This is a genomic window from Streptomyces sp. NPDC127098, from assembly GCF_042722465.1.
GTDB lineage: Bacteria > Actinomycetota > Actinomycetes > Streptomycetales > Streptomycetaceae > Streptomyces > Streptomyces millisiae.
In genome coordinates this window covers 19438-45301 of record NZ_JBHXFJ010000046.1, presented here as the reverse complement: position 1 = coordinate 45301, position 25864 = coordinate 19438, and the positions used below count along the sequence as shown (strand labels likewise).

Sequence of the window (25864 nt, the reverse complement as noted above, 5' to 3'; positions counted from 1 at the left end):
AGCCGCTTTCCCGGGGCTCACGGACGGGCGGCCGGCACGGTCGCCGGCGCCGGCGCCTGCGCGGGGAGTGCGCGCCGGGCGCGCCGCCTGGCCAGCGGCAACGCGAGCAGCGAGGCCAGCGCGAACAGGCCGAGCGCGATCAGCACGATGGTGGCGCCGGGCGGCACGTCGGCGTAGTACGAGGTGACCGTGCCGGACACCGACACCAGCACGCCGAAGCAGATCGCCGCCGCGAGCGTCACCGCGAAGCCCCTGGTGGCCTGCTGGGCGGCCACCACCGGGATCACCATCAACGCGCTGACCAGCAGCAGCCCCACCACCCGCATGGCCACCGTCACGGTGGCGGCCGCGGTCACGGCCAGCAGCAGGTTGAGCGCCCGCACCGGCAGCCCGGTCACCCGCGCGAACTCCTCGTCCTGGCAGACCGCGAACAGCTGGCGGCGCAGCCCCAGCGAGATCAGCAGCACGAAGGCGGAGAGCCACAGGATGGCGGTGATGTCCTCGGGCGAGACGGTGGTGACCGAGCCCCACAGGTAGGAGGTGAGGTTGGCGGTCGAGCCGCCGGGCGCCAGGTTGATGATCATGACGCCTCCGGCCATGCCGCCGTAGAAGAGCATGGCGAGCGCGACGTCCCCGCGCGCCCGCCCCGACGAGCGCAGCAGCTCCATGCCGACCGCGCCGACAGCCGAGACGGCCACCGCCATCCACACCGGGTTGGCGTTGAACAGGAAACCGAGCGCCACACCGGTCAGCGCCACGTGCCCGATGCCGTCGCCCATCAGCGCCTGCCGGCGCTGCACCAGATAGATCCCGACGGCGGGCGCGGCCGCGCCGATCAGCAGGGCGGCGAGCAGCGCCCGCTGCATGAAGGGGTAGTCGAGGACTTCGAACATCACAGGATCCCGGTCTGCAGCGCGGACGTCCCGCGCGCGTCGATGGCGTCGTGGGGGTGGCAGGCCGGCTCCTCGGGCAGCGCCCCGTCCGCCCCGCCGCCACCGGGTCGGTCCACCGTGCGCTCGACCCGGCCGTGCGCCAGCACCACCGCCCGGTCGATCAGCGGCCGCAGCGGTCCGAGCTCGTGCAGCACCAGCAGCACCGCGGCCCCGCCGGCCAACTGGCCGCGCAGCGTCTCGGCCAGCACCGCCTGGCTGGCCAGGTCGACGCCGGCCAGCGGCTCGTCCATCACCAGCAGCTCGGGCTCGCCGGCCAGCGCGCGGGCGATGAGGACCCGCTGGTGCTGGCCACCGGAGAGCGCGTCCACCGAGTCCCCGGCGTGGTCGGCGAGCCCCACCAGGTCGATGGCCCGGTCGACGGCGGCCCGGTCGGCCCGGCCGAGCGGACGCAGCCCGCGCCTGGCGAGCCGGCCGGACGAGACGACCTCCCGCACGGTGGCGGGCACCCCGCCGGCGGCCGTGGAGCGCTGCGGCACATAGCCGAGGCGCCGCCAGTCGCGGAAGCGGTGCACGGGGGTGCCGAACAGGGTCAGCTCGCCGCCGGTGACCGGCACCTGCCCCACGGTGGCCCGCACGGCGGTGGACTTGCCCGAGCCGTTGGCACCGAGCAGCGCCACCACCTCGCCGGGCCGCACGGTCAGGTCGACGCCGCGCAGCACGGGCCGACCGCCGAGCTCGGCGGTCACGCCGGTCAGGGATATGACGGGCTCCATGGCCTTCACGTCTCCTAGCGCGCGCCCAGTGCCTGTTGGAGGGCCGCGAGGTTGGCGCGCATCACCTCGAGGTAGTCAGCGCCGGGGGAGTCGTCGGTGATTCCCTCGACCGGATCCAGCACGGCCGTTTCGAGCCCGAGGTCGTCGGCGAGGGTGCGTGCCGTCTCGTCGCTGACCAGCGTCTCGAAGAACACCGTGGTCACACCGTCCTCGCGGGCGATCTCCTGCAGGTCGCGCATCCGGGCGGCGCTGGGCTCGGACTCGGGGTCGATCCCGGTGATGGCCTCCTCGTGCAGCTCGTAGCGCTCGGCGAGGTAGCCGAAGGCGGCGTGCGTGGTGATGAAGGTCCGGGACGGCGCGTCCAGCAGACCGGCGGCGAACTCCTCGTCCAGCGCCTGCAGTTCCCCGACGAGCTGCTCCGTGTTCCGGGCGTAGTCGGCGGCGTGGTCCGGGTCGGCCTCGGCCAGCGCGTCGCCGACGCCCTCGGCCACCTCGGCGTAGCGCACCGGGTCGAGCCAGATGTGCGGGTCGCCGCCCTCGTGGTCGTGGTCGTGCCCGTCGCCCTCCTCGGCGTGCCCCTCGTCGGCGTGGTCCTCGCCGTCCACCTCGTCCCCGTGGGTCTCCAGCGTGGTGAAGGAGGTGGCCTCGGCGACGTGCTCGACGCCCGACTGCTCGACGGCCTCGTCGACGGCCGGCTGGAGACCCTGGAGGTAGACCACCAGGTCCGCCTCGCTGAGCCGCGCGGTCTCCCGGGGGCTCAGGTCGAGATCGTGCGGCTCGACGCCCGGCTCGGTGAGGGTGGAGACGGAGACGTGCTCGCCGCCGATGCGCTCGGCCAGGAACTCCATGGGATAGAACGACGCGACCACGTCGAGGCCGCCGCCCTCACCGCCCCCGCCCCCGCCCTCGTCACCCGAGCCGCAGGCGGACAACGCCAGCAGGCCCAGGGTCGCGACGCCGGCGAGCGGCATTCGGGATATTCGGGAACGGGAACGGCGGGCGCCAGGACTTGCGGTCATGACAGCCATTTTCAAGTTATATGGAAACCATTGTCAACTGAAGATGCCGGGATGTGACCGTCGCCTCGCCCGCACCGCCGGGCCCGAGCCACCCTCCTTCCCCAGCCCCTTACCGATTTGCTGCCGCCCCCTCGACGGCCGGTAACCTGAGGCAATTCCATCTCGTCCTTCGTCCCGAAGAGAGCACCGTGGCCGCCGACAAGATCGACACCATCGTCAGCCTCAGCAAGCGCCGTGGCTTCGTCTATCCCTGCAGCGAGATCTACGGCGGTCAGCGCGCCGCCTGGGACTACGGACCCCTGGGCGTCGAACTGAAGGAGAACGTCAAGCGGCAGTGGTGGCGGGCCATGGTCACCTCGCGCGACGACGTCGTGGGCATCGACTCCTCGGTCATCCTCGCCACCGAGGTCTGGGAGGCGTCGGGCCACGTCGCCACCTTCACCGACCCGCTGACCGAGTGCACCTCCTGCCACAAGCGCTTCCGCGCCGACCACCTGGAAGAGGCGTACGAGGAGAAGCACGGGCACGTTCCGGCCAACGGCCTGGCCGACATCAACTGCCCCAACTGCGGTAACAAGGGCGGCTTCACCGAGCCCAAGCAGTTCTCCGGACTGCTCGCCACCCACCTCGGCCCCACCCAGGACACCGGCTCGGTCGCCTACCTGCGCCCCGAGACCGCCCAGGGCATCTTCACCAACTTCGCCCAGGTGCAGCAGACCTCGCGCCGCAAGCCGCCGTTCGGCATCGCGCAGATGGGCAAGTCCTTCCGGAACGAGATCACCCCCGGCAACTTCATCTTCCGCACCCGCGAGTTCGAGCAGATGGAGATGGAGTTCTTCGTCAAGCCCGGCGAGGACGAGCACTGGCACGGCTACTGGATGGAGCAGCGCTGGAACTGGTACCGCGACCTCGGCCTCTCCGAGGAGAACATGCGCTGGTACGAGCACCCCAAGGAGAAGCTCTCCCACTACTCCAAGCGCACCGCCGACATCGAGTACCGCTTCCAGTTCGGCGGCTCCGAGTGGGGTGAGCTGGAGGGCGTCGCCAACCGCACCGACTACGACCTCACCTCCCACTCCAAGGCCTCCGGCCAGGACCTGAGCTACTTCGACCAGGAGGCCGGCGAGCGCTGGACCCCCTACGTCATCGAGCCGGCCGCCGGCGTCGGCCGCACCATGCTGGCCTTCATGCTCGACGCCTACCGCGAGGACGAGGCGCCCAACGCCAAGGGCAAGATGGAGAAGCGGGTCGTCATGGCCCTCGACCCCCGCCTCGCCCCCGTCAAGGTCGCGGTCCTCCCGCTCTCCCGCAACCCGCAGCTCTCCCCGAAGGCCAAGGACCTGGCCACGGCGCTGCGCAGGCACTGGAACATCGAGTTCGACGACGCCGGCGCGATCGGCCGCCGCTACCGCCGCCAGGACGAGATCGGCACCCCCTTCTGCGTCACCGTCGACTTCGACACCCTCGAGGACAACGCCGTCACGGTGCGGGAGCGTGACTCCATGAAGCAGGAGCGCGTCTCCCTCGACCAGGTCGAGTCCTACCTGGCCGGCCGCCTCATCGGCTGCTGACCTTCTCCTCTGCCGCCGTTGGGGGCGCGGGCCTGGCCCGCGCCCCCAACGCGTGCGTCACGCCTCCCAGTCGGCGGTGTCGAGCTCACACTCGAACGGGGCGGGGATGTCGACCCTGTCGCCGAACTTGATCTCGGTGTGCCGCTCGTAGCCCTTCTCGCCGGGCGAGGAGTACACGGTGACGGTCGCCTCGAGCATGTCCACCAGCACGTAGACCGGCACGCCGGCCTTGCCGTAGCGCTCGACCTTGTCCGCGCGGTCCACGGACGCGGTGGCCGTCGAGGTCAGCTCGGCCACCAGCGACAGCGCATCTCCCGGCAGCCTGGTGCTGTCGATGTTGGTCGCCTGCTCATCCGACACGTGGACATCGGGCCCGAACGCCCGGCTCTGTCCCGGGAACTCGAACAGAAAGGGAGCCGTGTCGACCACGTGTCCCTCGGGCTCGTGCCCCGTCAGCTGCCGAACGATGCTCCGCATGATGGGGCGGTAGGTGCCCTTGGACCACGGCGACACGAAGATGCCTTCCCCGACGATTTCCGCCCGGTAGCCATCGGGCACATCCAACCCCTCCAGCACGCCGCACAGTTCCTCGAACTGGGTGCGGCGAGTGGGCCGTATGGTCTTTGGTCGCTCCATCATCAATGTCATGATGCGCCTCCTTCGGCGGCTTATCCAGTAGTACGCACAGTGTGTGGGTGACTACTGACAGCCCCGGACGACGAGATCGCGGAGGGCCGTGAAGTCCGCCTCGGCGCTCGGGCGGGCCCAGTCGGCGGCGTAGGAGGGCTTGTGGAAGGGGTACGTGGCCTGGAAGACGGCGCGGGCCAGCGTGCGGGCGTCCGGCGGGCCCGGCGCGAAGGCGCCCTCGGACCTGCCGTCCTCGACGATCCGCGTGAGCTGACCGACCAGCTCCGCCACGTGCTCGGCCACCACCCCGCTCACCTCGGTGACCAGCACCTGGTAGGTGGCGAACAGCTCGGGATCGTCGAACGCCTTCCGCCGCTTGGCGTGGAACAGCACGGTGAGCCAGTCGGCCATCCGCCGCGCCGCAGGACCGGGGCCGGCGGCCAGCGGCTCCAGCAGGGTCGTGGTGTGGTCGAGCCAGCGCTTGGTGACCGCCTCGCGCAGCGCCGTCTTGGTGCGGAAGTGCCGGTAGACCGAGCCGTGGCTGACCCCGAGGGCCCGCGCCACGTCCACCACGGTGGCCTTCGCCGGCCCGTAGCGCCGCAGCACGTCCTCGGTCGCCGCCAGGATGCGCTCGGGGGTCAGCGCCTCGGTCATCCCGTCGTCCCCCGCATCCGCATGGCCCTCGCCCGCTACTTCTCGCTGTCCAACATGGCCATCTGCGCCGCGTCGTACCGCTCGCCGCGGGCGGCGTCCGCCGGCACGGCACGCTCGATCGCGGCCAGATCGTCCGCGTCGAGGGTAACGGCAGGCGCGCCCAGCGCCTCACCGAGCCGCTCCCTGGTGCGGGCCCCGACCAGCGGCACGATGTCCTCGCCGCGCGCCAGCACCCAGGCGATGGCCAACTGCGCCACGCTCACCCCGTGGTCGTTCGCGATCTCCCGTAGCGTCTCCACCAGGCCGAGGTTGTGCTTCAGGTTCTCGCCGCTGAAGCGCGGGCTGCGGCTGCGGAAGTCGTCGGCGGCCGTGCCGCGGTCCGCCGTCCAGTGCCCGCTGATGAGCCCGCGGGACAGCACGCCGTAGGCGGTGACGCCGATGCCGAGCTCCCTGAGCGTCGGCAGGATCTCGCGCTCGATGCCGCGCGAGATCAGCGAGTACTCGATCTGTAGGTCGGAGATGGGCGCGGTGGCGGCGGCCCGGCGGACGGTGTCGGCGCCGGCCTCCGACAGGCCGATGTACCGCACGTGCCCCGCGTCCACCAGCTCGCTGATCGCGCCCACCGTCTCCTCGATGGGCACGGCCGGGTCGACGCGGGCGATCCGGTAGACGTCGATGTGGTCGAGGCCGAGCCGCTGGAGCGAGTAGGCGGCGAAGTTCTTCACCGCCGCCGGCCGGCCGTCGTAGCCGAGGAAGTCGCCCTCGACCGCGCGCAGCGCGCCGAACTTGACGCTGGTCAGCGCCCGCTCGCGGGCCGCGGCCGGCGCGGTGCGCAGCGCCTCGCCGATCAGCAGCTCGTTGTGGCCCATGCCGTAGAAGTCGCCGGTGTCCAGCAGGGTGATGCCGGCGTCGAGGGCGGCGTGGATGGTGGCGATCGACTCGTCCCGGTCGGCGGGCCCGTAGAGCGCGGACATGCCCATGCAGCCGAGGCCGAGCGCGGAGACCTCCGGGCCCGCCGTCCCGAGACGGCGGACCGGAAGCGTCGAAGCGGAGGGAGAAGGAGGAGGTGTCATAGGGCGAGGATGACCTATTGGGTGACAGATTTCAATATCTGTCACCCGTTCGGCAGTCGCGGGCTGAGTACGAGCACCGCCAGCGCCGCCGCCAACTGGGCGCACAGCGTCACGGCCAGCGCGTCGCCCATCCCCGCCGAGTCCACCAGCGCCAGGAACAACGCGCCGAGCAGCGCCACGCCGAGCGCGCCCCCGGCCTGCGAGGCCGTCGTCAGCACCCCACCCGCGACGCCCACCCGCTCGGCCGGCACATCGGTCAGCACGAGCCGCATCAGCGTGGGCATCTGCAGCCCCTGCCCGAAGCCGGACACCAGCAGCCCGGGCGCCAGCACGAGGAAGCCGAGCTCCGGCCAGCCGGTCCACACGGTCAGCGCCAGCGCGCCGATGCCCACCGCCTGGACCGCGGCCCCCGTCGCCACCAGGCGCGGGCCGCCGTGCCGCGCCGCCAGCCGCGGCCCCAGCAGCGAGGCCACCAGGAACGCCGTCGCGTACGGCGCCAGCGTCAGCCCCGCACGCACCGGGCTGAAGGCCAGACCGTCCTGGAAGGCCACCGCCGTCGCGTACAAGAAGCCGCAGAAGCCGCCCACGCACAGCGCCAGCGGCGGCAGCGCGCGCCGCATCCCCACCATGCGCAGCAGGCTCGGCGGCAGCAGCGGCACCCGGGTCCCCGACCGTTCGGCCCGCCGCTCCACCCCGTAGAACGCCACCGCCGCGGCGGGCGCCAGCGCCAGTGACACCCAGGTCCACAGCGGCCACCCGGTGGCCCGCCCCTCGGTCAACGGCAGCAGTAGCGCAAGCAGCGCCACGGCGAGCAGCAGCGTGCCCGGCACGTCCAGCGACGCCGGTCGCGGTGACCTGGTCTCCGGCAGCCGCCGCGCGAGCCAGAGGCCGACCACCACCACCGGCACGTTGACCAGGAAGATCAGCCGCCATCCTGTGCCGGCCAGGTCGGCCCAGACCAGCAGACCGCCCAGGATCTGGCCGGACACCATGGCGAGCCCGGCCGCGGCGCCGAAGACGCTCAACGCCCGGGCCCGCCGCTCGCCCGTCATGGTGGCCTGGATGGTGGCCAGCGTCTGCGGAGCCATCAGCGCCGCCGTCGCCGCCTGCGCGACCCGCGCCGCCACCAGGGACCAGGCGTCGGGCGCCAGCCCGCAGGCCAGCGAGGTCAGGCCGAAGCCGGCCAGCCCGACCATGAAGAGCCGGCGCCGGCCGAAGGTGTCCCCGAGCCGGCCGCCGAGCACCAGCAGCACGGCGTACCCGACGCCGTAGCCGGCCACCACCAGTTCCAGCAGCGCCGGGCCCGCGTCCAGGTCGCGGTCGATCGTCGGCAGGGCGACGTTGACGATGAAGAAGTCGAGCTGCGGCAGGGCGGTGCCGAGCAGCACGGTGAGGAGGCCGAGCGTGCTGAGCGAGCCCGCCCGCACCGCCGTCGGGGTCGCCGCGGGGCGTGCCGGGGGTCGTCGTGTTGCCGTGGATTGCGTCACGACTCCAGGCTGCGCCCGCCCCCAGACGGGTACCAGAGCGTTCTTATCCTGGTATCAGCACTAACTGGAAACGGTCTCGGCCGGTGGCATCCTGGGACCATGGCCACCGCCCAGGACACCACGCAGGCCCCCGTCCCCGCGGCGGCGGCGAACGACTCCAGCGTCCGCCGCCGTGAGCTCGCCGCCTTCCTGCGCAGCCGCCGCGAGCGGATCGCCCCCGAGCGGGTCGGGCTTTCCCGGGGCAGGCGCCGCCGCACGCCCGGGCTGCGCCGCGAGGAGGTCGCCCAGCTCTCCAGCGTCGGCGTCACCTGGTACACCTGGCTCGAACAGGCCCGCGACATCCAGGTCTCGGCCAGCGTGCTGGACGCCATCGCCCGCACCCTGCTGCTCGACGCCAACGAGCGCGCCCACCTCTACACCCTCGCCGGCGTCCCCGACCCCATGCCGGGCACCGAGCCCGACACCGTCCCGCCCGCGCTCCGTGAGATGCTGCGCCAACTCGAGCCCATCCCGGCCTGCGTGCAGAACGGCCGCTACGACCTCCTCGCGTACAACCGCGTCTACGGCCGGCTGCTGTGCGACCTGGACGCCCTCCCGCCGGAGGACCACAACTGCATGTGGCTGGCGTTCACCAACCCCGGCTGGTACTCGGCGCTGGTCGACCGGGACGAGACGATCCGGCTGATGGCCGCCAACTTCCGGGCCGCCATGGCAGAGCACATCGCGGAACCCGCCTGGAAGACCATGCTCAGGCGGCTCCAGCGCGAGTCGCCCGAGTTCCGTGAGCTGTGGGAGCGGCATGAGGTGCTGCAGGGCGTGAGCCCCAAGGTCAAGCGGTTCCGCAACGACCACGTCGGGCTGCTCCACCTGAACGGCACCCGGCTGTGGCTGGCCCCGCAGAGCGGCGCCCGGCTCGTCGCCTACGTCCCCGCCGACGAGGAGTCCCGCGAGCGCCTGTACCGCCTCCACGCCCTGGTCACCGGCGAGGAGGCGGTCCGCTGATGCGGGAGAATGGTGGGATGACGCTCCAGATCGGCCCGCACACGGTGGACCCGCCCGTGGTGCTCGCGCCCATGGCCGGGATCACCAACGCGCCCTTCCGTTCGCTGTGCCGCGAGTTCGCCGGCGGGCGCGGTCTTTTCGTCAGCGAGATGATCACCAGCCGGGCGCTGGTGGAGCGCAACGACAAGACCATGCGGCTCATCCACTTCGACGACTCGGAGAAGCCGCGCTCCATCCAGCTCTACGGCGTCGACCCCGAGACGGTCGGCCGGGCGGTGCGCATGATCGCCGACGAGGACCTGGCCGACCACGTCGACCTCAACTTCGGCTGCCCCGTTCCCAAGGTCACCCGGCGCGGCGGCGGTTCCGCGCTGCCGTACAAGCGCCCGTTGCTGCGGGCCATCCTGCGCGCCGCCGTCGGCAACGCGGGCGGCCTCCCGGTCACGATGAAGATGCGCAAGGGCATCGACGACGACCACCTCACCTACCTGGACGCGGGCCGGATCGCGGTCGAGGAGGGCGTGACCGCCATCGCCCTGCACGGCAGGACGGCCGCCCAGCACTACGGCGGCACGGCCGATTGGCCGGCGATCGCCAGGCTCAAGGAGGCGGTGCCGGAGATCCCGGTGCTGGGCAACGGCGACATCTGGTCGGCGGACGACGCGGTGCGGATGATGCGCGAGACCGGCTGCGACGGCGTGGTCGTCGGCCGCGGCTGCCTGGGCCGGCCGTGGCTCTTCGCCGACCTCGTCGGGGCGCTCGCGGCCGACGGCACGGGCGGCCCGCCGGCGCGCCCCGCGCTCCGTGAGGTCGCCGACGTGATGCTGCGGCACGCGCGGCTGCTGGGCGAGTGGTTGGGCGACGAGTCGCGTGGCGTCATCGACTTCCGTAAGCACGTCGCCTGGTACACCAAGGGCTTCTCCGTCGGTGCGACCCTGCGCAACCGGCTGGCCGTCACGGCCTCGCTCGCGGAACTCTCCGACCTGCTGGGAGAGTTGGACCTCGACCAGCCGTGGCCCGCCGGCGCGGACGGCCCACGCGGCCGCACCTCGGCGAAGAACCGCGTCGCACTGCCGGACGGCTGGCTCGCCGACCCGTGGGACGCGTCGGCCGTGAGCTGCGAGGCGGAATCCGCGACCTCGGGCGGTTGAGGTTCCGCTGCGCGCTCGGCGTTGGCCGCGCGTGCCCACCTGCCCCTGGGCAGGTGGCCTCGCGCGGCAGGGTCGCGTGGCCCGGCGGCGCAGCCGCCGCGGGACCCGGCCCCGCCGTACCGCTCACCGCGCGCAGCGCGGTTCGGCCCGCCCCGCGCGGAGCGGCCACCCCGCCCCACCCCGCGCGCAGCGTGGGAAAGGGCGGGTGGGTGGGGCAAAACCCGGCGCGCAGCGCCACGGCGGCACCCGGCGGCCGGGCCGCCGCAGGCCGCGCGCCGCACGGCGCGCCCCCGCACCCCACCCCGCGCGGAGCGCGAGGGGCGCGCCGCGTGGGTTACGGGACCTTCGGACCGCTCAGGCCGGCAGGCCGCAGCGCTGAGGTCAGTGCGAACGGCGTCGCCGCCGCCCACGCCTGTGGTGTGCACGCGTGGGGGTAGGGGATCGGCGCCGGATGCAGGTCGCGCGGGTAGCCGGCGACCGCCTCCGGGAGGTGGAAGGACGTGGCCGCGGCCAGGTCGAGCACGCCGCGGGCGACGGTCTCCGCCTCCACCCGCAGTCCGTACCGTGCGAGGCCGAGCGCCGCGATCGCGCTGTCGTGGGGCCAGACGCAGCCCCGGTGGTAGGAGAGCGGGTGGTACGCCGCCTGGTCGGCGGCCAGCGTGCGGATGCCCCAGCCGGTGAAGAAGTCGGGGGCCAGCAGGCGGCGGCCCACGGCGCGGCCGCGTTCCCGGTCGAGGATGCCGGTCCAGAGCAGGTGGCCGGCGTCCGAGGCGAGCGCGTCGACGCGTCGGCCGGCGCCGTCCAGTGCCAGGGCGGGGAAGTCCCGGTCCGGCAGCCAGAAGTCGCGGGCGAAGCGGGCCCGCAGCCCCTCGGCCGCGTCGTCGAGCAGGTCGGCGTAGGGCGCGTCGTCCCAGGCGGTGCGGGCGAGCCCGGCCGTCCCGCGGAGCGCCGCGTAGGCGTAGCCCTGGGCGACGGCGGCCGTGATCTCGCCCTTGGCCGGGGTGCCGTCCGCGTGGCAGATGGAGCCAGGGGAGTCCTTCCAGCTCTGGTTGGCGAGCCCGCCCTGGTCGGCGTGGTAGACGAGGTAGCCGCCGTCGGCGAGCCCGCCGTGCTGGAACATCCACTCGACGGCGGCCCTGGCGTGCCGTTCGAGGCGGCGGGCCAGTTTCTCCTCGCCCGTGGTCTCCGCGTGCGCGCCGAGCAGCATGAGGAACAGCGGTGTCGAGTCGACCGCGCCGAAGTAGCGGCCGTACGGCACCTGTTCGAAGTGGGCGAGTTCCCCGTGGCGCAGTTCGTGGACGATCTTGCCGGGCTCGGCGATCCGTTCCGGGTCCGCGCCGGTCGCCTGGGTGGCGGCCAGCGCCAGCAGGGTGGCGACGGCCAGTTCCGGCCTGGCGTGCAGGGTGAACAGCGAGGTGACGAGCGCGTGCCGGCCGAGCAGGGTCAGGAACCACGGCACGCCGGCCGCCGGCACCCGCAGCGCCTCGCCGTCCGGTCCTGTGGCCGGGACGAGGAGGCAGGCCAGGTCGGCGAGGCCCTGCTCGCAGGCGGTCGCCAACTCGGGCCAGTCTTCGGGGATCGGCACGCCGGCGGTGCCGCCGGTGCCCAACTCCCCGGCTGGCGTGGGGAGGACGGGGTCGGGCTCGGGCGCGCCGTGCGGGTGGGCGTCCACCCGGAGCGCCAACTCGGTGCTGCCGTGGGCCGGCAGTTCGATCCGCCAGCGTAGCCGCCGGGCTCCGCTGCCGGTTTCCTCCACCGCGTCGGGCGCGGGCGACGCGGTGACGACGGTGCGGGCGTGCCACTCGCGCCGCCGGTAGCCGAACTCGACGCCGTCCGGGTGGAGTTCCCTGGTGCGCACGGCGTGTGGCTTCTCGTACCAGCGGTGGTCGGAGCGCAGCTCGAACTGGTCGGCGAAGTCGGCGTCGACGGTCAGCGCCAGCACGGCGGTCGTGGGCTCGCCGCGGTTGCTGCCGATCCTGATCCGCTCGCTGAGCCCGCCGGCCCGCACGGTCTGCTCGCGGAAGACCGTCAGCGCGGGCGCGTCGGCCCGGCCGCCGGGCGGCGTCGAGACGGAGCTGGCCGTGGCGCCCCGGCCGGCGGTCGCGGGCACCAGGACGGTCGGGGTGCCGCCGTCGACGGTGAGCTGCCAGCGGCTCAGGTGGCGTGCGTCGCGGGCGAAGAGGCCGTCCGGCCGGGCGCCGCGTTCGCCGGTGATGTCCCCGGACGGCCCGACCGCGGCGAAGGTGCCGTCCCGGACGAGCAGGCAGTGGTGCGTTGTGAGCACTGCGATCCCCTGAGGTCTGTGGGATGTCTTCGGTGTCCCCGGGCGGGAGGGACGTCACCCATGCGACGACGCCTCCTGGGCCACGAGCGGTTCGGTGAGCGGTTCCATGAGCAGATCGACGGTGAGGGCGGCCGTCCAGCTGAAGTCCTGGCTGCCGCGTGCCTCGCCGGTGAACGGGTCGACGTACTCGGCGAAGCCGGTGGCGGTGGCGGCGCTCAGCGCCTCGGCCCGCAACGCGTCGGCCCGCTCCGTGGCGCCGTGCTGGCGCAGGCCGCGCTCCAGCAGCCAGTTGATGTTGAACCAGGCGGGGCCGCGCCAGTAGCGCGCGGGGTCGAACGAGGCGCCCGTCAGGTCGTAGCTCGGTGCGAGGCGGCAGGCACCGCCGAGGCCGAAGTGCTCACCGGTGGCGGTGCGCACCAGCGTGTCGGCGATGTCCTCCGGCAGCTCGGGGAGGATCAGCGGGATGAGGCCGCTGACGCCGCGCTCGGGGATGGGCTCGCCGGCGATCACGTCGTGGCAGAGGAACATGCCGGCGTCCGGGTTCCACAGGCGCTTCAGCATGCTGGTGGTGAGCTCCTCGGCGCGGACCAGGTGGTCGGCCGGGTCGGCGCCGACGGCGGTGGCGATCCGGGCCAGCGCGTGCTCGGAGACGATCAGCAGGGCGTTGAGCGCGGGGTCCTCGACGGCGAACGGGTGCGCGTCGGCGTCGTCCGCGTAGCCGCGGTCGCGGTAGGTCTCGGCGAGCCGCACGTAGCGGCCGTAGTCGAGGTCGGTGGGGCGGTCGGCGCGGCAGCCGTGGTCGAGGTCGGCGCGGTGGAACGTGTCGGCGGCGACGGGCGCGATCCTGGCGAGCGGCGGGTCCCAACACGGACTGTTGTCCATGCCGGACTCCCAGGGGTGGACGATTGACGCGAGGCCCCGGCCGCCCAGGTCGCGGCGGTCGGTGAGGTAGCGCTGCCAGGCGACGAGCCGGGGGTAGACGCGGTGCAGGAAACCCCGCCGCGCGGACGCGGCGGGATCGGCCTGGTGGACCAGCCAGGCGGCGAGGGCGTGGACGGGCGGCTGCACGATGCCGGAGGTCTCGACGGCCGCCGGCGCCCCCGCCTTGTCCCCGGCGGTGGACGAGCGCCAGAAGTCGGGGCTGGGGAAGTAGGCCGTGAGGGGGACGGCCGGGTTGAACACGATGTGCGGGACGCGGCCGTCGGCCCACTGCGCGGACAGCAGCGTCTCGAGCTCGCGCTGGGCGCGGGTGGGGGAGAGGTGGCGCAGGCCGATGGCGATGAACGCTGAGTCCCAGCTCCACTGGTGCGGGTAGAGCGCTCGCGAGGGCACCGTGGACGAGCCTGTCCAGTTGCGGGAGAGAACGCCGCGCGCGCCGTTGTATGCGATCGAGGGGAGGCCGGGGGGCAGATCAGCGCGTTCCACGTGGGCTCCGAAGGACTCTCGCTTTTGCTGCCGCAGCGCGGCCGCACCACTTGTTTTGTCGAAGGTACCGCAGAGTTACGTCTACTTAACACGCAAAAGTACCGCTGTAATATCTACTTCACAAGCTAAAGGGGGGTGAGAAATCAGTCACGGGGAAGGCAGAGCGGTGTGACGAACCAGGCGAGCGCCGGGCACCTGCTGGGGTTGATCCGCGGTGGGCAGGCGACGACCCGCGGCGAGCTCCAGCGGATCACCGGCCTTTCCCGATCGACGGTCGGCCATCGGCTCGACCAGCTCTTCGGCGCCGGCTGGATCAGGGAGACCGCTGGCGATCCCGTGGAGGCCCCGACCGGTGGGCGCCCCGCGGTGCGCATCGAGTTCGACGCCTCGCACGCGGTGGTGCTCTGCGCCGATCTGGAGACGCGGCACGCGCGGGTCGCCGTGCTGGACCTGGCGGGCGGGCTGCTCGCCGAGCACTCGGGTTCGCTGCTGATCAACCAGGGCCCCGACGAGGTGCTCGACCGGCTCGGCCACTGGTTCGCGGTGCTGCTGGAGAAGACGGGGACGCCGGCCTCGGCGGTGTGCGGCGTCGGCCTTTCGGTGCCGGGCCCGGTCGACGCGGCCGCCGGCCTGGTCGTCCAGCCCCCGATCATGCCGGGCTGGGACCGCTACCCGATCCGGGAGCGGATGCGGCGCGCCTTCGCCGAGCACTGCGGGGGCGACCCCGGGATACCCGTGCTGATGGAGAACGACGCCAACCTGATGGCGTACGCCGAGCAGCGCCACGGCTATCCGGACTGCTCGGCGTTCCTGTTGGTCAAGGTCTCCACGGGCATCGGCGCCGGGGTGGTGGCCGGCGGCGAGATGTACCGGGGGATAGACGGCGCCGCGGGTGACATAGGCCACATCAGGCTCAGCGAGTACGCGCACGCGCTGTGCCGCTGCGGCTCCTACGGCTGCCTGGCCGCCGTGGCCAGCGGTCGCGCCCTGGCGGAGCAGTTGACGGCGGCCGGCATACCCACGGCCTCCGGGTCCGGCGTCCGTGACCAGCTCTCCATCGGCCAGCCCGACGCGGTGCGGCTGGCCCGCGAGGCGGGCCGGCTGGTCGGCGAGGTGCTGGCCACGGTGGTGACGCTGCTCAACCCGGGGGTCCTGATGATCGCGGGCGACCTGGCGGGCCCGCCGTTCCTGACCGGGGTACGCGAGCTCCTCTACCAGCGCGCGATGCCGCGCACCACCGCCGACCTGCGGGTGGTGACCTCCCGGCTCGGCGACCGCGCGGGTCTGGTGGGCGCGGCGGCCATGGTCGTCGAGTCGCTGTACGCGCCGGCCGAGGCCGACCGCCGGCTGGCGGCCGACTGCTGATCCGGGGCCGCGGCCCTCTCTGCTTCCCCTACCCGGGGCGCTGACGCTTCCCCGCGCCCCGGCACGTTGGGCGGCTTAGGGTGGAAATAGCCCGTTCGTGCGCGTGATGCCTGCCACGAATGATGAATGGAACGCTCAGATGAGCGGTTGGCGGGGTAACCTCCCGCTGTCAGGGCAGCCGTTCACGAGGAGTCGAGTCCCGTGCCGGATACGCGAACCCCATCCCTCATCAACCCTCCCCCCATAGCCCCCGCCACCACGGCGAAGTACGTCTACGACTTCACCGAGGGCAACAAGGACCTCAAGGGCCTGCTCGGCGGCAAGGGCGCCAACCTCGCCGAGATGACCAGGCTCGGCCTCCCCGTACCACCCGGCTTCACCATCACCACCGACGCCTGCCGGGCCTACCTCCTCACCGGCAGCGAGCCGGCCACGCTCCGCGACGAGGTGAGTGCGCACCTCGACGCCCTGGAGCGCCGCATGGGCAGGCGGCTCGGGCGGGGGGACGACCCGCTGCTGGTCTCCGTACGCTCGGGGGCCAAGTTCTCCATGCCCGGCATGATGGACACCGTCCTCAACATCGGCCTCTCCGACGAGTCGGTGAGCGCCCTGGCCGCCCAGGCCGGTGACGAGCGGTTCGCCTGGGACTCCTACCGCCGGCTCATCCAGATGTTCGGCAGGACCGTGCTCGGCATCGAGGGCGACCGGTTCGAGGAGCGCATCGACACCGCCCGCGCCGCCGCCGGGGTGGCCACCGACGTCGAACTCACCGCCGACCAACTCAAGGACCTCGTCCGGGACTTCAAGGAGATCGTGGTCGCCGCCACCGGCCGCGCCTTCCCCCAGGACCCGCGCGAGCAGATGGACCTCGCCATCCGCGCCGTCTTCGAGTCGTGGAACGGTGAACGCGCCCGCCTCTACCGCCGCCAGGAGCGCATCCCGCACGACCTCGGCACCGCCGTCAGCGTCTGCGCCATGGTCTTCGGCAACCTCGGCCCCGACTCCGGCACCGGCGTCGCCTTCACCCGCGACCCGGCCAGCGGCCACCAGGGCGTGTACGGCGACTACCTGCCCAACGCGCAGGGCGAGGACGTCGTCGCCGGCATCCGCAACACCGTGCCACTCGCCGAACTCGAACGCCTCGACCCCGCCTCCTACGCGGAACTCCTCCGCATCATGGAGGTGTTGGAGAACCACTACCTCGACCTCTGCGACATCGAGTTCACCATCGAGCGCGGCCGGCTGTGGATGCTGCAGACCCGCGTCGGCAAGCGGACCGCGGCCGCCGCGTTCCGCATCGCCGTCCAACTCCTCGACCAGGGCCTGATCGACGAGCGCGAGGCGCTGCGCCGCGTCAGCGGCGGGCAGTTGGCGCAGCTGATGTTCCCCCGGTTCACCACCGAGTCCGCGCCCGAGCCCATCGCCACCGGCATCGCCGCCTCCCCGGGCGCCGCCGTCGGCGCCGCCGTCTTCGACTCCGCCACCGCCGTCGCCCGCGCCGCGGCCGGCGAGCGCGTCATCCTGGTGCGCCGCGAGACCAACCCCGACGACCTCGACGGCATGATCGCCGCCCAGGGCATCCTCACCTCACGCGGCGGCAAGACCTCGCACGCCGCCGTCGTCGCCCGCGGCATGGGCAAGACCTGCGTCTGCGGCGCCGAGGAACTCACCGTCGACGTGGCGGCCCGCCGCCTCACCACCGCCGACGGCACGGTCGTCACCGAGGGCGACGTGATCTCCGTCGACGGCTCGGTCGGCCGCGTCTACGCCGGCGAGGTCGCCGTCGTGCCCTCCACCGTCGTCGAGTACTTCGAAGGCACCACGGCCCCCGACGCCGACGACCTGGTGTCCGCCGTCCACCGGCTGATGACCCTCGCCGACCGGGAACGCCACCTGGGCGTGCGCGCCAACGCCGACACCGCGGAAGACGCCGCCCGCGCACGCCGGTTCGGCGCCGAGGGCGTCGGCCTGTGCCGCACCGAGCACATGTTCCTCGGCGAACGCCGTGAGCTCGTCGAGCGGTTGATCCTCGCCGAGAGCGAAGGCGAGCGCTCCGCCGCGCTGGACGCGCTCCTTCCCCTCCAACGCGGCGACTTCACCGAGCTGTTCGAGGCGATGGACGGCCTGCCCGTCACCGTCCGGCTGCTCGACCCGCCGCTCCACGAGTTCCTCCCCGACCTCACCGAGCTCTCGGTCCGCGTCGCCCTTGACCACGACGAGCGCGACACCCGCCTGCTGACCGCCGTGCGGCGGCTGCACGAGCAGAACCCGATGCTCGGCCTGCGCGGCGTACGCCTCGGCCTGGTCGTGCCGGGACTGTTCACCATGCAGGTCCGCGCCATCGCCGAGGCCGCCGCCCGGCGCCGGGCCGCCGGCGGCACCCCGCGCCCCGAGATCATGATCCCGCTGGTCGGCACCGTGCAGGAGCTGGAGATCGTCCGCGACGAGGCCGAGGCGGTGATCGCCGAGGTCGAGCGCGCCCACGACGTGTCCCTTTCCATCCCCCTCGGCACGATGATCGAGCTGCCGCGCGCCGCCCTGACGGCCGGTCAGATCGCCGAGTCCGCCGACTTCTTCTCCTTCGGCACCAACGACCTCACCCAGACGGTCTGGGGATTCTCCCGCGACGACGTCGAGGCGAGCTTCTTCACCGCCTACTTGGAGAAGGGCATCTTCGGAGTCTCCCCGTTCGAGACCATCGACGCCGACGGAGTCGGCTCGCTGGTCAGGGCCGCCGTGACCGCTGGCCGGGCAGCACGCCCCGACCTCAAGCTCGGCGTCTGCGGCGAACACGGCGGCGACCCCGAGTCGGTGCACTTCTTCCATGAGGTGGGCCTGGACTACGTGTCCTGCTCACCGTTCCGCATCCCCGTCGCCCGGCTCGAAGCCGGCCGGGCGGCCACGGCGGGGGCGACCACCACACCCTGACAACCCTCACCGGTGGAAGCCCCCGCCCTGGCGGGCGGGGAACCCTCGGGGGCGGCGCCTGTGCGGAGGCGCCGCCCCCGCTTCGTGCGCGGGCGACCCGGCCCGGCCCGACGTGTCCCCCGTGAACATCTGGTGTCCGTGCCTTTGCGTATGCTCCTGCGATAGCCGCAAGCCAGCTGCAACGCCATGGAGTCGGACCGGACTTGGCGTCTGCCGTTACTTGCGGGCACGGCACTCTGTTTGATCACCACGGGGGGTAGAGATCGTGGCGCGTCCGTCTGACTGGTCGCCGGTGGACATGGACTCGGACCCGACGCCCGGCGACCCGGACGAGGTGCGTACCCTCGCCGACGACCTCCAGACCTTCGCGGACGACGTGGGCGAGGCGCTCGGCCGGGTGCGGGGCCTGGCCGAGGATCGGGCGGTGCTGGACTGGGCGGGTCTGTCGGCGGAGGCGTTCCGGTCGGAGTTCGACGGGGTGCCGGGCAATCTGGAGAAGCTGCAGACGTCGTACGACATGGCGGCGCAGGCTTTGCAGACGTACTGGCCGAAGCTGGAGACGGCGCAGGGCATGGCGGACCGTGCCCTGGACCGGGCGATCGCGGCGCAGGCCGATCTCTCCTCAGCGCAGGCGGCGCTCTCCGACGCGCAGGACTGGGTGTCGCGGGCCGGTGACGAGGCCGAGCGCCTGGAGCGCGAGGGGGAACGCGAGAACGTCGAGCCGCCGTCCGAGGCGGAGGTCCGGGCGGCGACCCGGGACGCGACGGCCGCCAACGAGGCCGCGAGTTCCGCCCAGTCCCGCGTCGACAGCGCCGAGGAAGCCCTGTCCGCCGCGCGTCAACTCGCCTTGGACGCCAGGGAGATGCGGGAGGAGGCCGCCCGTGCCTGTGCGTCCGAGATCGACGCGGCCTCGGATGCCGGTATCCAGAACCGGCGGTGGTGGGAGGACGCCGTTCACTGGGTGTCGGAGAACTGGGACACCATCGTCGAGGTGTGCAAGGTCGTCGTCGCGGTGCTGGGCATCGTCGTGATGATCATCGGTGGCCCGCTGGCCTGGGTGGTCCTGGCGGCGGCGCTGGTGGTGTTGGCCGACACCCTCTACGACTACGCCAACGGCCGGGCGTCGCTGTGGGACGTCGCCTTCGCAGCCCTCGACTGCATCCCCGGCATGAAGGGCCTCACCACCCTCGGCGGGCTGGCGATGGGCATGCGGGCGCTGGCGACGACGGGCCTTCGCGGACTGCGTCAGGGTGTGCGCGGGCTCGGGCAGAGTATCCGCCGGATGGGCCGCGGCGGGGACAACCTGGTCTGTCGCACCGACCCGATCGACATGGCCACCGGGGAGATGGTCATGGACGCCGTCGACGTCAAACTCCCCGGCGTCCTTCCGCTGGTCATCCGCCGCCACCACCGCACCAGCCTGCGCGAGGGCACCTGGTTCGGCCCCTCCTGGGCCTCCACCCTCGACCAACGCCTGGTGCTCGACGAGGCCGGCCTGCGGTTCGTCACCGCCGACGGCATGATCCTGGACTACCCCCGCCCGCTGGCCGACGAGCCGATGCTGCCCGTCGAGGGCCCACGCTGGGGCCTGGCCTGGGACGGTGGCCCCGGTGCGCCGGTGACCATCCACCAGCCGGAGACCGGCCACACCCTCCACTTCGCGCCCGTCCCCGGGCGGCGCGGCGGCGAACTCCCCCTCACCGCCATCACCGACCGCAACGACAACCGCGTCGACCTCCGCTACGACGAGACCGGCGCCCCCACCGACGTCGTGCACAGCGGCGGCTACCACCTCGGCGTCACCACCGCCGAGGGCCGCATCACCGAACTCCGGCTGCTCTCCGCCCCGACCCGGCCCGTGCTCCGGCGCTACGGCTACGACGAGCGCGGCAACCTCTCCTCGATCCACAACTCCTCCGGCCTGCCCCTGAGGTTGAGCTACGACGACACGCGCCGCGTCACCGGCTGGGTGGACCGCAACGGAGCCTGGTACCGGTACGTCTACGACGAGCAGGGGCGTTGCGTCGCCACGGAAGGCGTCGACGGGTTCCTCAGCAGCCGGATCGCCTACGACGAGGCCACCCGCCGAACCCTCTTCACAGACTCCCTCGGCAACACCACGGTCTACCAGTTCAACGACAGCTACCAGTTGGTCACCGAGACCGACCCCCTCGGTCACCACACCCACCGCACCCACGACCGCTACGACCGCCTGCTGAGCGTCACGGATCCCCTGGGCGGGGTCAGCGAGTTCACCTACGACGGCGAAGGCAACCTGATCCGGATCCGGCGCGCCGACGGCGGCGAGGCCAGCGCCGAGTACAACGACAAGCGGCAGCCCGTCGTCATCGTCGAGCCCGGCGGCCAGCGGTGGGAGCAGGCGTACGACGAGCGCGGGAACCTCACCGGCATCACCGATCCGCTCGGTGCCACGTCCACCTACACCTACACCGATCGCGGCCATCTCACCCGGGCCACCGACCCGTTGGGCGGCGTTCGGCTGCTGGAGAACGACGCGGCGGGCCTGCCGGTCCAGGTCACCGAAGCCGACGGCTCCGTGACCCGTTGCGTGCGCGATGCGCTCGGCCACGTGGCCGAGACGATCGATCCCCTGGGCCGCGTCACCCGGGTCGACTGGTCGGTGGAGGGCAAGCCGCTGCGCAGGACCCTGCCCGACGGCAGCGCCGACTCCTGGTCGTACGACGCCGAGAACAACCTCACGGCCCACACCGACCCGGCCGGCGGAGTGACGGCCTACGAACTGACCCACTTCGACCTGCCCGCCGCCCGGATCGGCCCGGATGGCGCCCGCACCGAGTACGGCTACGACACCGAGGGCAACACGACCTCGGTCACCGATCCCCGGGGCCTGGTGTGGAGCTACGCGCACGACGCCGCGGGCCGCGTCGTCAGCGAGACCGACTTCGACGGCCGGACGATCCGCTACCGCTACGACGCCGCCGGGCGCCTCGTGGCGCAGACCAACGGCGCGGGCCAGACCGTCCACTTCACCCGTGACGCCCTGGGCGAGGTCGTGACGCGCCGCGCCGGCGACGCCGTCACCCACTTCGAACGCGACGCGCTGCGCCGCGTCGTCCGCGCCCGCAACGCCGACGCGGAACTCGTCCTCGAACGCGACCCGCTCGGCCGCGTCCTCGCCGAGACCTGCAACGGCCGAACACTGGTCGTGGAGTACGACGAGGCGGGCCGGCGGACCTCCCGGCGCACGCCGTCGGGGACGCGCAGCACGTGGCGGTACGACGCGGCGCACCGACCGCGCGCCCTGGACGTCGCGGGTCACGTCGTCGGCTTCACCCATGACGGGGCCGGCCGGGAGGTCGAGCGAGAACTGCCCGGGACCGTACGCCTCAGCCAGGAGTGGAACGCCGCGCACCGGCTCACGGCGCAGACCCTCGCCGTGCCGGACGCGGACTCCCCGCTGCTGCGGCGCGGATACGCCTACCGGGCCGACGGCTACCTGACGGCGATCACGGACGGGCCAGCCGGCGACCGCCGCTTCGCCCTGGACGCCGCGGGCCGAATAACCAGCGTGGACTCGGCGGTTCGGCCGGAGTCCTACGCCTACGATGCCGTGGGCAACGTGACCCGCGCCTCCTGGCCCGACGAGGACCGGGGCACGCAGGGCGAGCGCGACTACGCCGGCACCCTGGTGCGCCGCGCCGGCCACGTCGCCTACGAGTACGACGGACAGGGCCGCGTCGTCCGACAGTCGCGGAAGCTGCTGTCCGGGGGCTCCCGCGTCTGGCGGTACGTCTGGGACGCGGACGACCGGCTGGCGGAGTTGGAGACGCCGGACGGAACCCGTTGGCGTTATCTCTACGACCCGCTCGGCCGACGGATCGCCAAACTGCGTATGGCCGAAGACGGTGGCGTCGCGGAACGCACCGACTTCGTCTGGGACGGCACCCGGGTCGTCGAACAGACGGACGATGAGGGGCGCACCACCACCTGGGAGTGGCAACCCGGCCAGCACCGCCCCGTGGCCCAGTTGGACAAGCAGGGGGTCGACGAGCGGTTCTACGCCATCATCACCGATCTCGTCGGCACCCCGACGGAGCTCGTGGACGACACGGGGCACGTCGTCCGCCAGCGGGAGACGACGGTATGGGGCGTCGCCGTCGGGCAGGCCCCGGGCGGTGTCGACTGCCCGCTCCGCTTCCCCGGCCAGTACCACGACGCCGAGTCCGGCCTGAACTACAACTACCAGCGCTACTACGCGCCCGAGACGGCGCGCTACCAGTCGCCCGACCCGCTCGGTCTGCTGCCGGCGCTCGACCACCACTCCTATGTCCACAACCCGTTCCTGTGGACCGACCCGCTGGGCCTCTCCGGCTGCGACGAGTACTTCTCGATCTACCGCACCCCGCGGCGGGACGACCTGGCGGACGAACTGGCGAACGGGCCCGACCCGGCGAACTTCCCGCCCGTCACGCGGCAGTCCGGCGCGTACTTCGGCGAGATGAGCGTGGCGGCCGAGTACCAGGGCCGGCGCGGATACGCGAACGGGATGGTTCGTTACGATATGGATCCGGCCTTCGTCAACGAGTTCATGGACTGCATGCACCGCTACGACTGGGCGGGACCGAACGGCGCACCGCGCATCGAGTGGTGCATCCCGGCCGACCGACTGGAACGCTTCAACGAACTCACCGGTGGACGAAGGACGTTCATCCCGATGTAAGGCGCAACGAGGAGTGCAGTGAACGGGGCGGTTTCCCTCCATCAGGAACTCGACGCGATCGTCACCGAGATCGCCCCCTGGGGCGTGCTGGTCGATCTCGCGGGGCGAACGGCGGGGCTCATCGACAACACGAAACTGCCGGCCTGGCTCGACGACGAGCCGTTCCCCGAGATCGGGGACACGGTGCACGTCGTCGTCCTGGACGACACCCGGGACCCCGTCCGGGTCAGCGCACTCCCCGCGGACCTGGAGATCGCCCGTCGACTTCGGTGAGGTCGCGTCGACCGGCCGACAGCGTCCGTGACCACCGGGCGTCGCGTTCACGCTGAACGCGACGCCCGCGCCGTCACATCCAGGCCGTCGAGCCGTCCGGGCGTACCGGGACCCTGCGGTGCCAGTCGGTCCAGTCGTCGGATTCGAGGGCGGACTCGTCGATCTCGATGCCCCAGCCGGGGTGGTCGGGGCGGAGGGGGAGGTGGCCGTCGACCGGGAGGTAGGGGTCGGGGCACCAGGAGACGTCGTCGGGTTTGTACTCGAGGATCGCGAAGTTGGTGGTGGCGGCCGCGAAGTGGAGGTTGGCGGCGGTGGCGAGGGGGCCGAGGGGGTTGTGGGGGGCGACGGGGACGTAGTGGGCGTCGGCGATGGTGGCGATCTTCGTCATCTGGGTGAGGCCGCCGACGACGCAGATGTCGGGTTGGACGAGGTCGGCGCCGCCCGCGGTGAGGAGGGCGAGGAACTCGTGGGGGGAGTACAGGCATTCGCCGGTGGCCAGCGGGACGGTGATCTCGGAGCGGATCCGGGACCAGGCGGGGATGTGCTCGGGGCGGATGGGTTCCTCGAGGAACAGCGGCTGGTGAGGGGCGAGCGCGGCGCCGAGGTCGACGGCCTGGCGGGGTTCCCACAGGACGGCGTGGGCGTCGAAGGCGAAGTCCCAGTCGGCCGGGTGGGCGGCGCGGACCGCGCCGAAGTAGTCGCCGAGTTCGCGGGCGAGCAGGCCGAAGCGGGTGCGGTGCGGGTCGCTGCGGTACGGGCTGAGTTTGAAGGCGGTGACGCCGAGGCGCTCGTGCAACGCGGCTGTGGTGTCGCGGAGTTCGGCGACGTCCGGGGCGTTGTAGAGGCCGGCGTAGACCTTGACGCGGTCGCGGACGGCGCCGCCGAGGAGTTGGTAGACCGGCACGCCGACGGCCTTGGCCGCGATGTCCCACAGCGCGTGGTCGATGGCGGCGATGGCGGCCAGGCCGAGGGCGCCCTGGGGGAAGCGGCTGGACTGGAGGAGGAACTGGTTGACGCGGCTGGGGGAGTCGGCGTCCATGCCCCTGATCTGCTCGAAGAGGTAGTCGAGGAGCGGCGGGTAGGCGAGGTCCGGGCCGTGGTTGTAGACCTCGGACCAGCCGTCGAGGCCGTCGTCGGTGCGGATCCTGACCAGGACCCGCGGCCGGTCGCCGACGCGCTGCCGGTAGGTGGTGAGGGAGTCGATCTTCACGCTGCTGGCTCCTGGACGGTCTCGGGGGCGGTGACGACGGGCTTGATGCGCACCCAGAACAGGTAGATGGCGGCGCTGACGAGGCAGCAGGCGGCCGACCCGACGAGCGGGCCGACGTAGGAACCACCGCTGGTGGTCAGGAAGATGCCGATGGCGATGGGGCTGATCAGGTTGCCGACCTGGGAGCCGAAGTTCTGGAAGCCCGCCACCGCGCCGACGTGGTCGGAGGAGCTGGCGACCTCGGCCGGCAGGCTCAGGACGGCGGCGCCGGCGAAGGAGTGGGCGGCGCTGCTGACGGTGAGCAGGATCATCAGGTTGAGGTTGCTGTCGATGAACGGGGCGAAGCCGATGCAGGCGCTGATGCCGAGCCCGGTGACGATGGGGATCTTGCGGGCCAGGTTCGGGGAGTGGCCGGCGGCCAGCAGCCGGTCGGAGACGACGCCGCCGAGGACGGTGGAACCGATGGCGATGAGCGAGGGTATCCAGCCGACCATGCCGAAGTCGGCCTCGGAGAAGCCGCGGTCGTCGAGCAGGTAACTGGGGTACCAGGTGAGGAAGAAGGCGCCGGAGAGCGAGCGGAACACATAGCCGATGGTCAGCGCCCAGACCTGGTTGTCGCTGACCAGGTTCCGCCAGGGGACCTCGGTGGGGCCGCTGGTGGTGGCCGCGGTGGTCGGTTCGTCCTCCCGGTCGGAGTGGATGTGGGCGAGTTCGGCGGCGGAGACCCGGGGGTGCTCCTCGGGTTCGCGGTAGACGGCCAGCCAGCCGACGATCCACAGCAGGCCGGCCAGGCCGATCACGACGAAGGCGAGGCGCCAGCCGCCGATGAACGCGAGGCCGGTCACGACCGGGATCGACAGGGTGGTGCCGATCTGCTGGCCCATGTCGAACAGGCTTGACGCGAAGGCGCGTTCCTTGCGGGGGAACCAGCGGGAGACGACCTTCACGTTGGCCGGCTGCACCGGCGCCTCGCCGATGCCGAGGCCGAGGCGGAACACCATGACGGACCCGACGCCCCGGGCCAGCGCAGTCAGCGCCGTCCAGATCGACCACCAGCCGACCGCGATCGGGTAGACGACCCGGGGGCCGAAGCGGTCGAGCAGCCACCCGGAGGGGATCTGGAACAGGGCGTACGTCCAGAAGAAGGCGGAGAGCATGACGCCCTGCATGGCGTCGCTGATGTGGAACTCGTCCGACATGTAGGGCATGGCCACGCTCAGCGCGGCGCGGTCGAGGTAGGCGATCGTGAGGCCGAGTGCCGAGAAGCCGACGATCGTCCAGCGCATGCGGCTGCGTTGCAGGGCGGGGGTGGGGACGGGGTTTCGGGCAGGGGAAAGGGACACCGTGGCTCCAGGGAGTTGGGTAGGCTCCCCCGAAGAGGGAGTGGTAGTTCGTCCTCGGTTGCGGCCCGGGATCTTGGCGGTGAA

The 25864-nt window shown here is 72.5% G+C and carries 18 protein-coding genes; 7 read left to right on the top strand and 11 right to left on the bottom strand.

The window, feature by feature from the left end; genetic code table 11:
• Window positions 1-17 precede the first annotated feature (17 nt).
• The 3 genes from ACFWI8_RS25270 to ACFWI8_RS25260 are packed head-to-tail and all read right to left on the bottom strand — an operon-like array spanning window position 18 to window position 2694.
• Window positions 18-893, bottom strand: coding sequence for a metal ABC transporter permease (locus tag ACFWI8_RS25270; RefSeq protein WP_387095630.1), 876 nt, complete (start codon window positions 891-893; stop codon window positions 18-20).
• Entirely contained in the window at window positions 893-1666 is a 774-nt protein-coding gene (locus ACFWI8_RS25265; RefSeq protein WP_387095627.1) for a metal ABC transporter ATP-binding protein, read from the bottom strand. The genes ACFWI8_RS25270 and ACFWI8_RS25265 overlap by 1 nt, the downstream gene beginning before the upstream one ends.
• 14 nt (window positions 1667-1680) lie before the next feature.
• A complete protein-coding gene (locus ACFWI8_RS25260; protein WP_387095624.1) occupies window positions 1681-2694 on the bottom strand; it encodes a metal ABC transporter substrate-binding protein in 1014 nt (337 codons plus the stop codon).
• A 179-nt stretch (window positions 2695-2873) separates the two neighbouring features.
• Between ACFWI8_RS25260 and ACFWI8_RS25255 the strand changes: the two genes are divergently transcribed.
• Window positions 2874-4256 (top strand): glycine--tRNA ligase, encoded by a 1383-nt coding sequence (locus ACFWI8_RS25255; RefSeq protein ID WP_311602040.1) that lies wholly within the window; start codon window positions 2874-2876, stop codon window positions 4254-4256.
• A 57-nt stretch (window positions 4257-4313) separates the two neighbouring features.
• Here the strand turns inward: ACFWI8_RS25255 and ACFWI8_RS25250 are convergent, their stop codons facing one another.
• The 4 genes from ACFWI8_RS25250 to ACFWI8_RS25235 are packed head-to-tail and all read right to left on the bottom strand — an operon-like array spanning window position 4314 to window position 8097.
• Complete coding sequence (locus ACFWI8_RS25250; RefSeq protein ID WP_387095620.1) at window positions 4314-4904, bottom strand: Uma2 family endonuclease; 591 nt, start codon at window positions 4902-4904, stop codon at window positions 4314-4316.
• A gap of 51 nt (window positions 4905-4955) precedes the next feature.
• The gene (locus tag ACFWI8_RS25245; protein ID WP_387095617.1) at window positions 4956-5537 is read right to left on the bottom strand and encodes a TetR family transcriptional regulator; all 582 of its coding nucleotides are present in this window, start codon (window positions 5535-5537) and stop codon (window positions 4956-4958) included.
• Window positions 5538-5572: 35 nt separating this feature from the next.
• The gene (locus ACFWI8_RS25240; RefSeq protein ID WP_387095614.1) at window positions 5573-6610 is read right to left on the bottom strand and encodes an aldo/keto reductase; all 1038 of its coding nucleotides are present in this window, start codon (window positions 6608-6610) and stop codon (window positions 5573-5575) included.
• A gap of 41 nt (window positions 6611-6651) precedes the next feature.
• Window positions 6652-8097: an MFS transporter gene (locus tag ACFWI8_RS25235; protein WP_387095611.1), complete on the bottom strand. Its 1446-nt coding sequence runs from the start codon at window positions 8095-8097 to the stop codon at window positions 6652-6654.
• A 99-nt stretch (window positions 8098-8196) separates the two neighbouring features.
• On the opposite strand from ACFWI8_RS25235, the gene ACFWI8_RS25230 reads away from it, so the two are divergent.
• Window positions 8197-9099, top strand: a complete 903-nt coding sequence (locus ACFWI8_RS25230; RefSeq protein ID WP_387095608.1) for a helix-turn-helix transcriptional regulator — start codon at window positions 8197-8199, stop codon at window positions 9097-9099.
• Complete coding sequence (dusB, locus tag ACFWI8_RS25225) at window positions 9099-10250, top strand: tRNA dihydrouridine synthase DusB (RefSeq protein WP_387095605.1); 1152 nt, start codon at window positions 9099-9101, stop codon at window positions 10248-10250. Before ACFWI8_RS25230 ends, dusB begins: the two co-directional genes overlap by 1 nt.
• 334 nt (window positions 10251-10584) lie before the next feature.
• On the opposite strand, the gene ACFWI8_RS25220 is transcribed toward dusB, so the two are convergent.
• Both ACFWI8_RS25220 and ACFWI8_RS25215 read right to left on the bottom strand, forming a co-directional pair.
• On the bottom strand, window positions 10585-12534 hold the full coding sequence (locus ACFWI8_RS25220) for a glycogen debranching N-terminal domain-containing protein (RefSeq protein ID WP_387095602.1): 1950 nt from the start codon (window positions 12532-12534) through the stop codon (window positions 10585-10587).
• Window positions 12535-12588: 54 nt separating this feature from the next.
• A complete protein-coding gene (locus tag ACFWI8_RS25215; RefSeq protein WP_387095599.1) occupies window positions 12589-13959 on the bottom strand; it encodes a trehalase family glycosidase in 1371 nt (456 codons plus the stop codon).
• A gap of 168 nt (window positions 13960-14127) precedes the next feature.
• On the opposite strand from ACFWI8_RS25215, the gene ACFWI8_RS25210 reads away from it, so the two are divergent.
• From ACFWI8_RS25210 to ACFWI8_RS25195, 4 genes are all read left to right on the top strand, one after another.
• Window positions 14128-15324, top strand: a complete 1197-nt coding sequence (locus ACFWI8_RS25210) for an ROK family protein (RefSeq protein ID WP_387095596.1) — start codon at window positions 14128-14130, stop codon at window positions 15322-15324.
• Between the two features lie 228 nt (window positions 15325-15552).
• Entirely contained in the window at window positions 15553-18252 is a 2700-nt protein-coding gene (ppdK, locus tag ACFWI8_RS25205; RefSeq protein WP_387095671.1) for a pyruvate, phosphate dikinase, read from the top strand.
• Between the two features lie 265 nt (window positions 18253-18517).
• On the top strand, window positions 18518-22954 hold the full coding sequence (locus tag ACFWI8_RS25200) for a DUF6531 domain-containing protein (RefSeq protein ID WP_387095593.1): 4437 nt from the start codon (window positions 18518-18520) through the stop codon (window positions 22952-22954).
• 18 nt (window positions 22955-22972) lie between these two features.
• Window positions 22973-23227 (top strand): hypothetical protein, encoded by a 255-nt coding sequence (locus ACFWI8_RS25195; protein ID WP_387095590.1) that lies wholly within the window; start codon window positions 22973-22975, stop codon window positions 23225-23227.
• A 73-nt stretch (window positions 23228-23300) separates the two neighbouring features.
• Here ACFWI8_RS25195 and ACFWI8_RS25190 read toward each other — a convergent pair whose 3' ends face one another.
• The gene (locus ACFWI8_RS25190) at window positions 23301-24437 is read right to left on the bottom strand and encodes a mandelate racemase/muconate lactonizing enzyme family protein (RefSeq protein ID WP_387095587.1); all 1137 of its coding nucleotides are present in this window, start codon (window positions 24435-24437) and stop codon (window positions 23301-23303) included.
• Complete coding sequence (locus ACFWI8_RS25185; RefSeq protein ID WP_387095584.1) at window positions 24434-25723, bottom strand: MFS transporter; 1290 nt, start codon at window positions 25721-25723, stop codon at window positions 24434-24436. The genes ACFWI8_RS25190 and ACFWI8_RS25185 overlap by 4 nt, the downstream gene beginning before the upstream one ends.
• Between the last annotated feature and the right edge of the window lie 141 nt (window positions 25724-25864).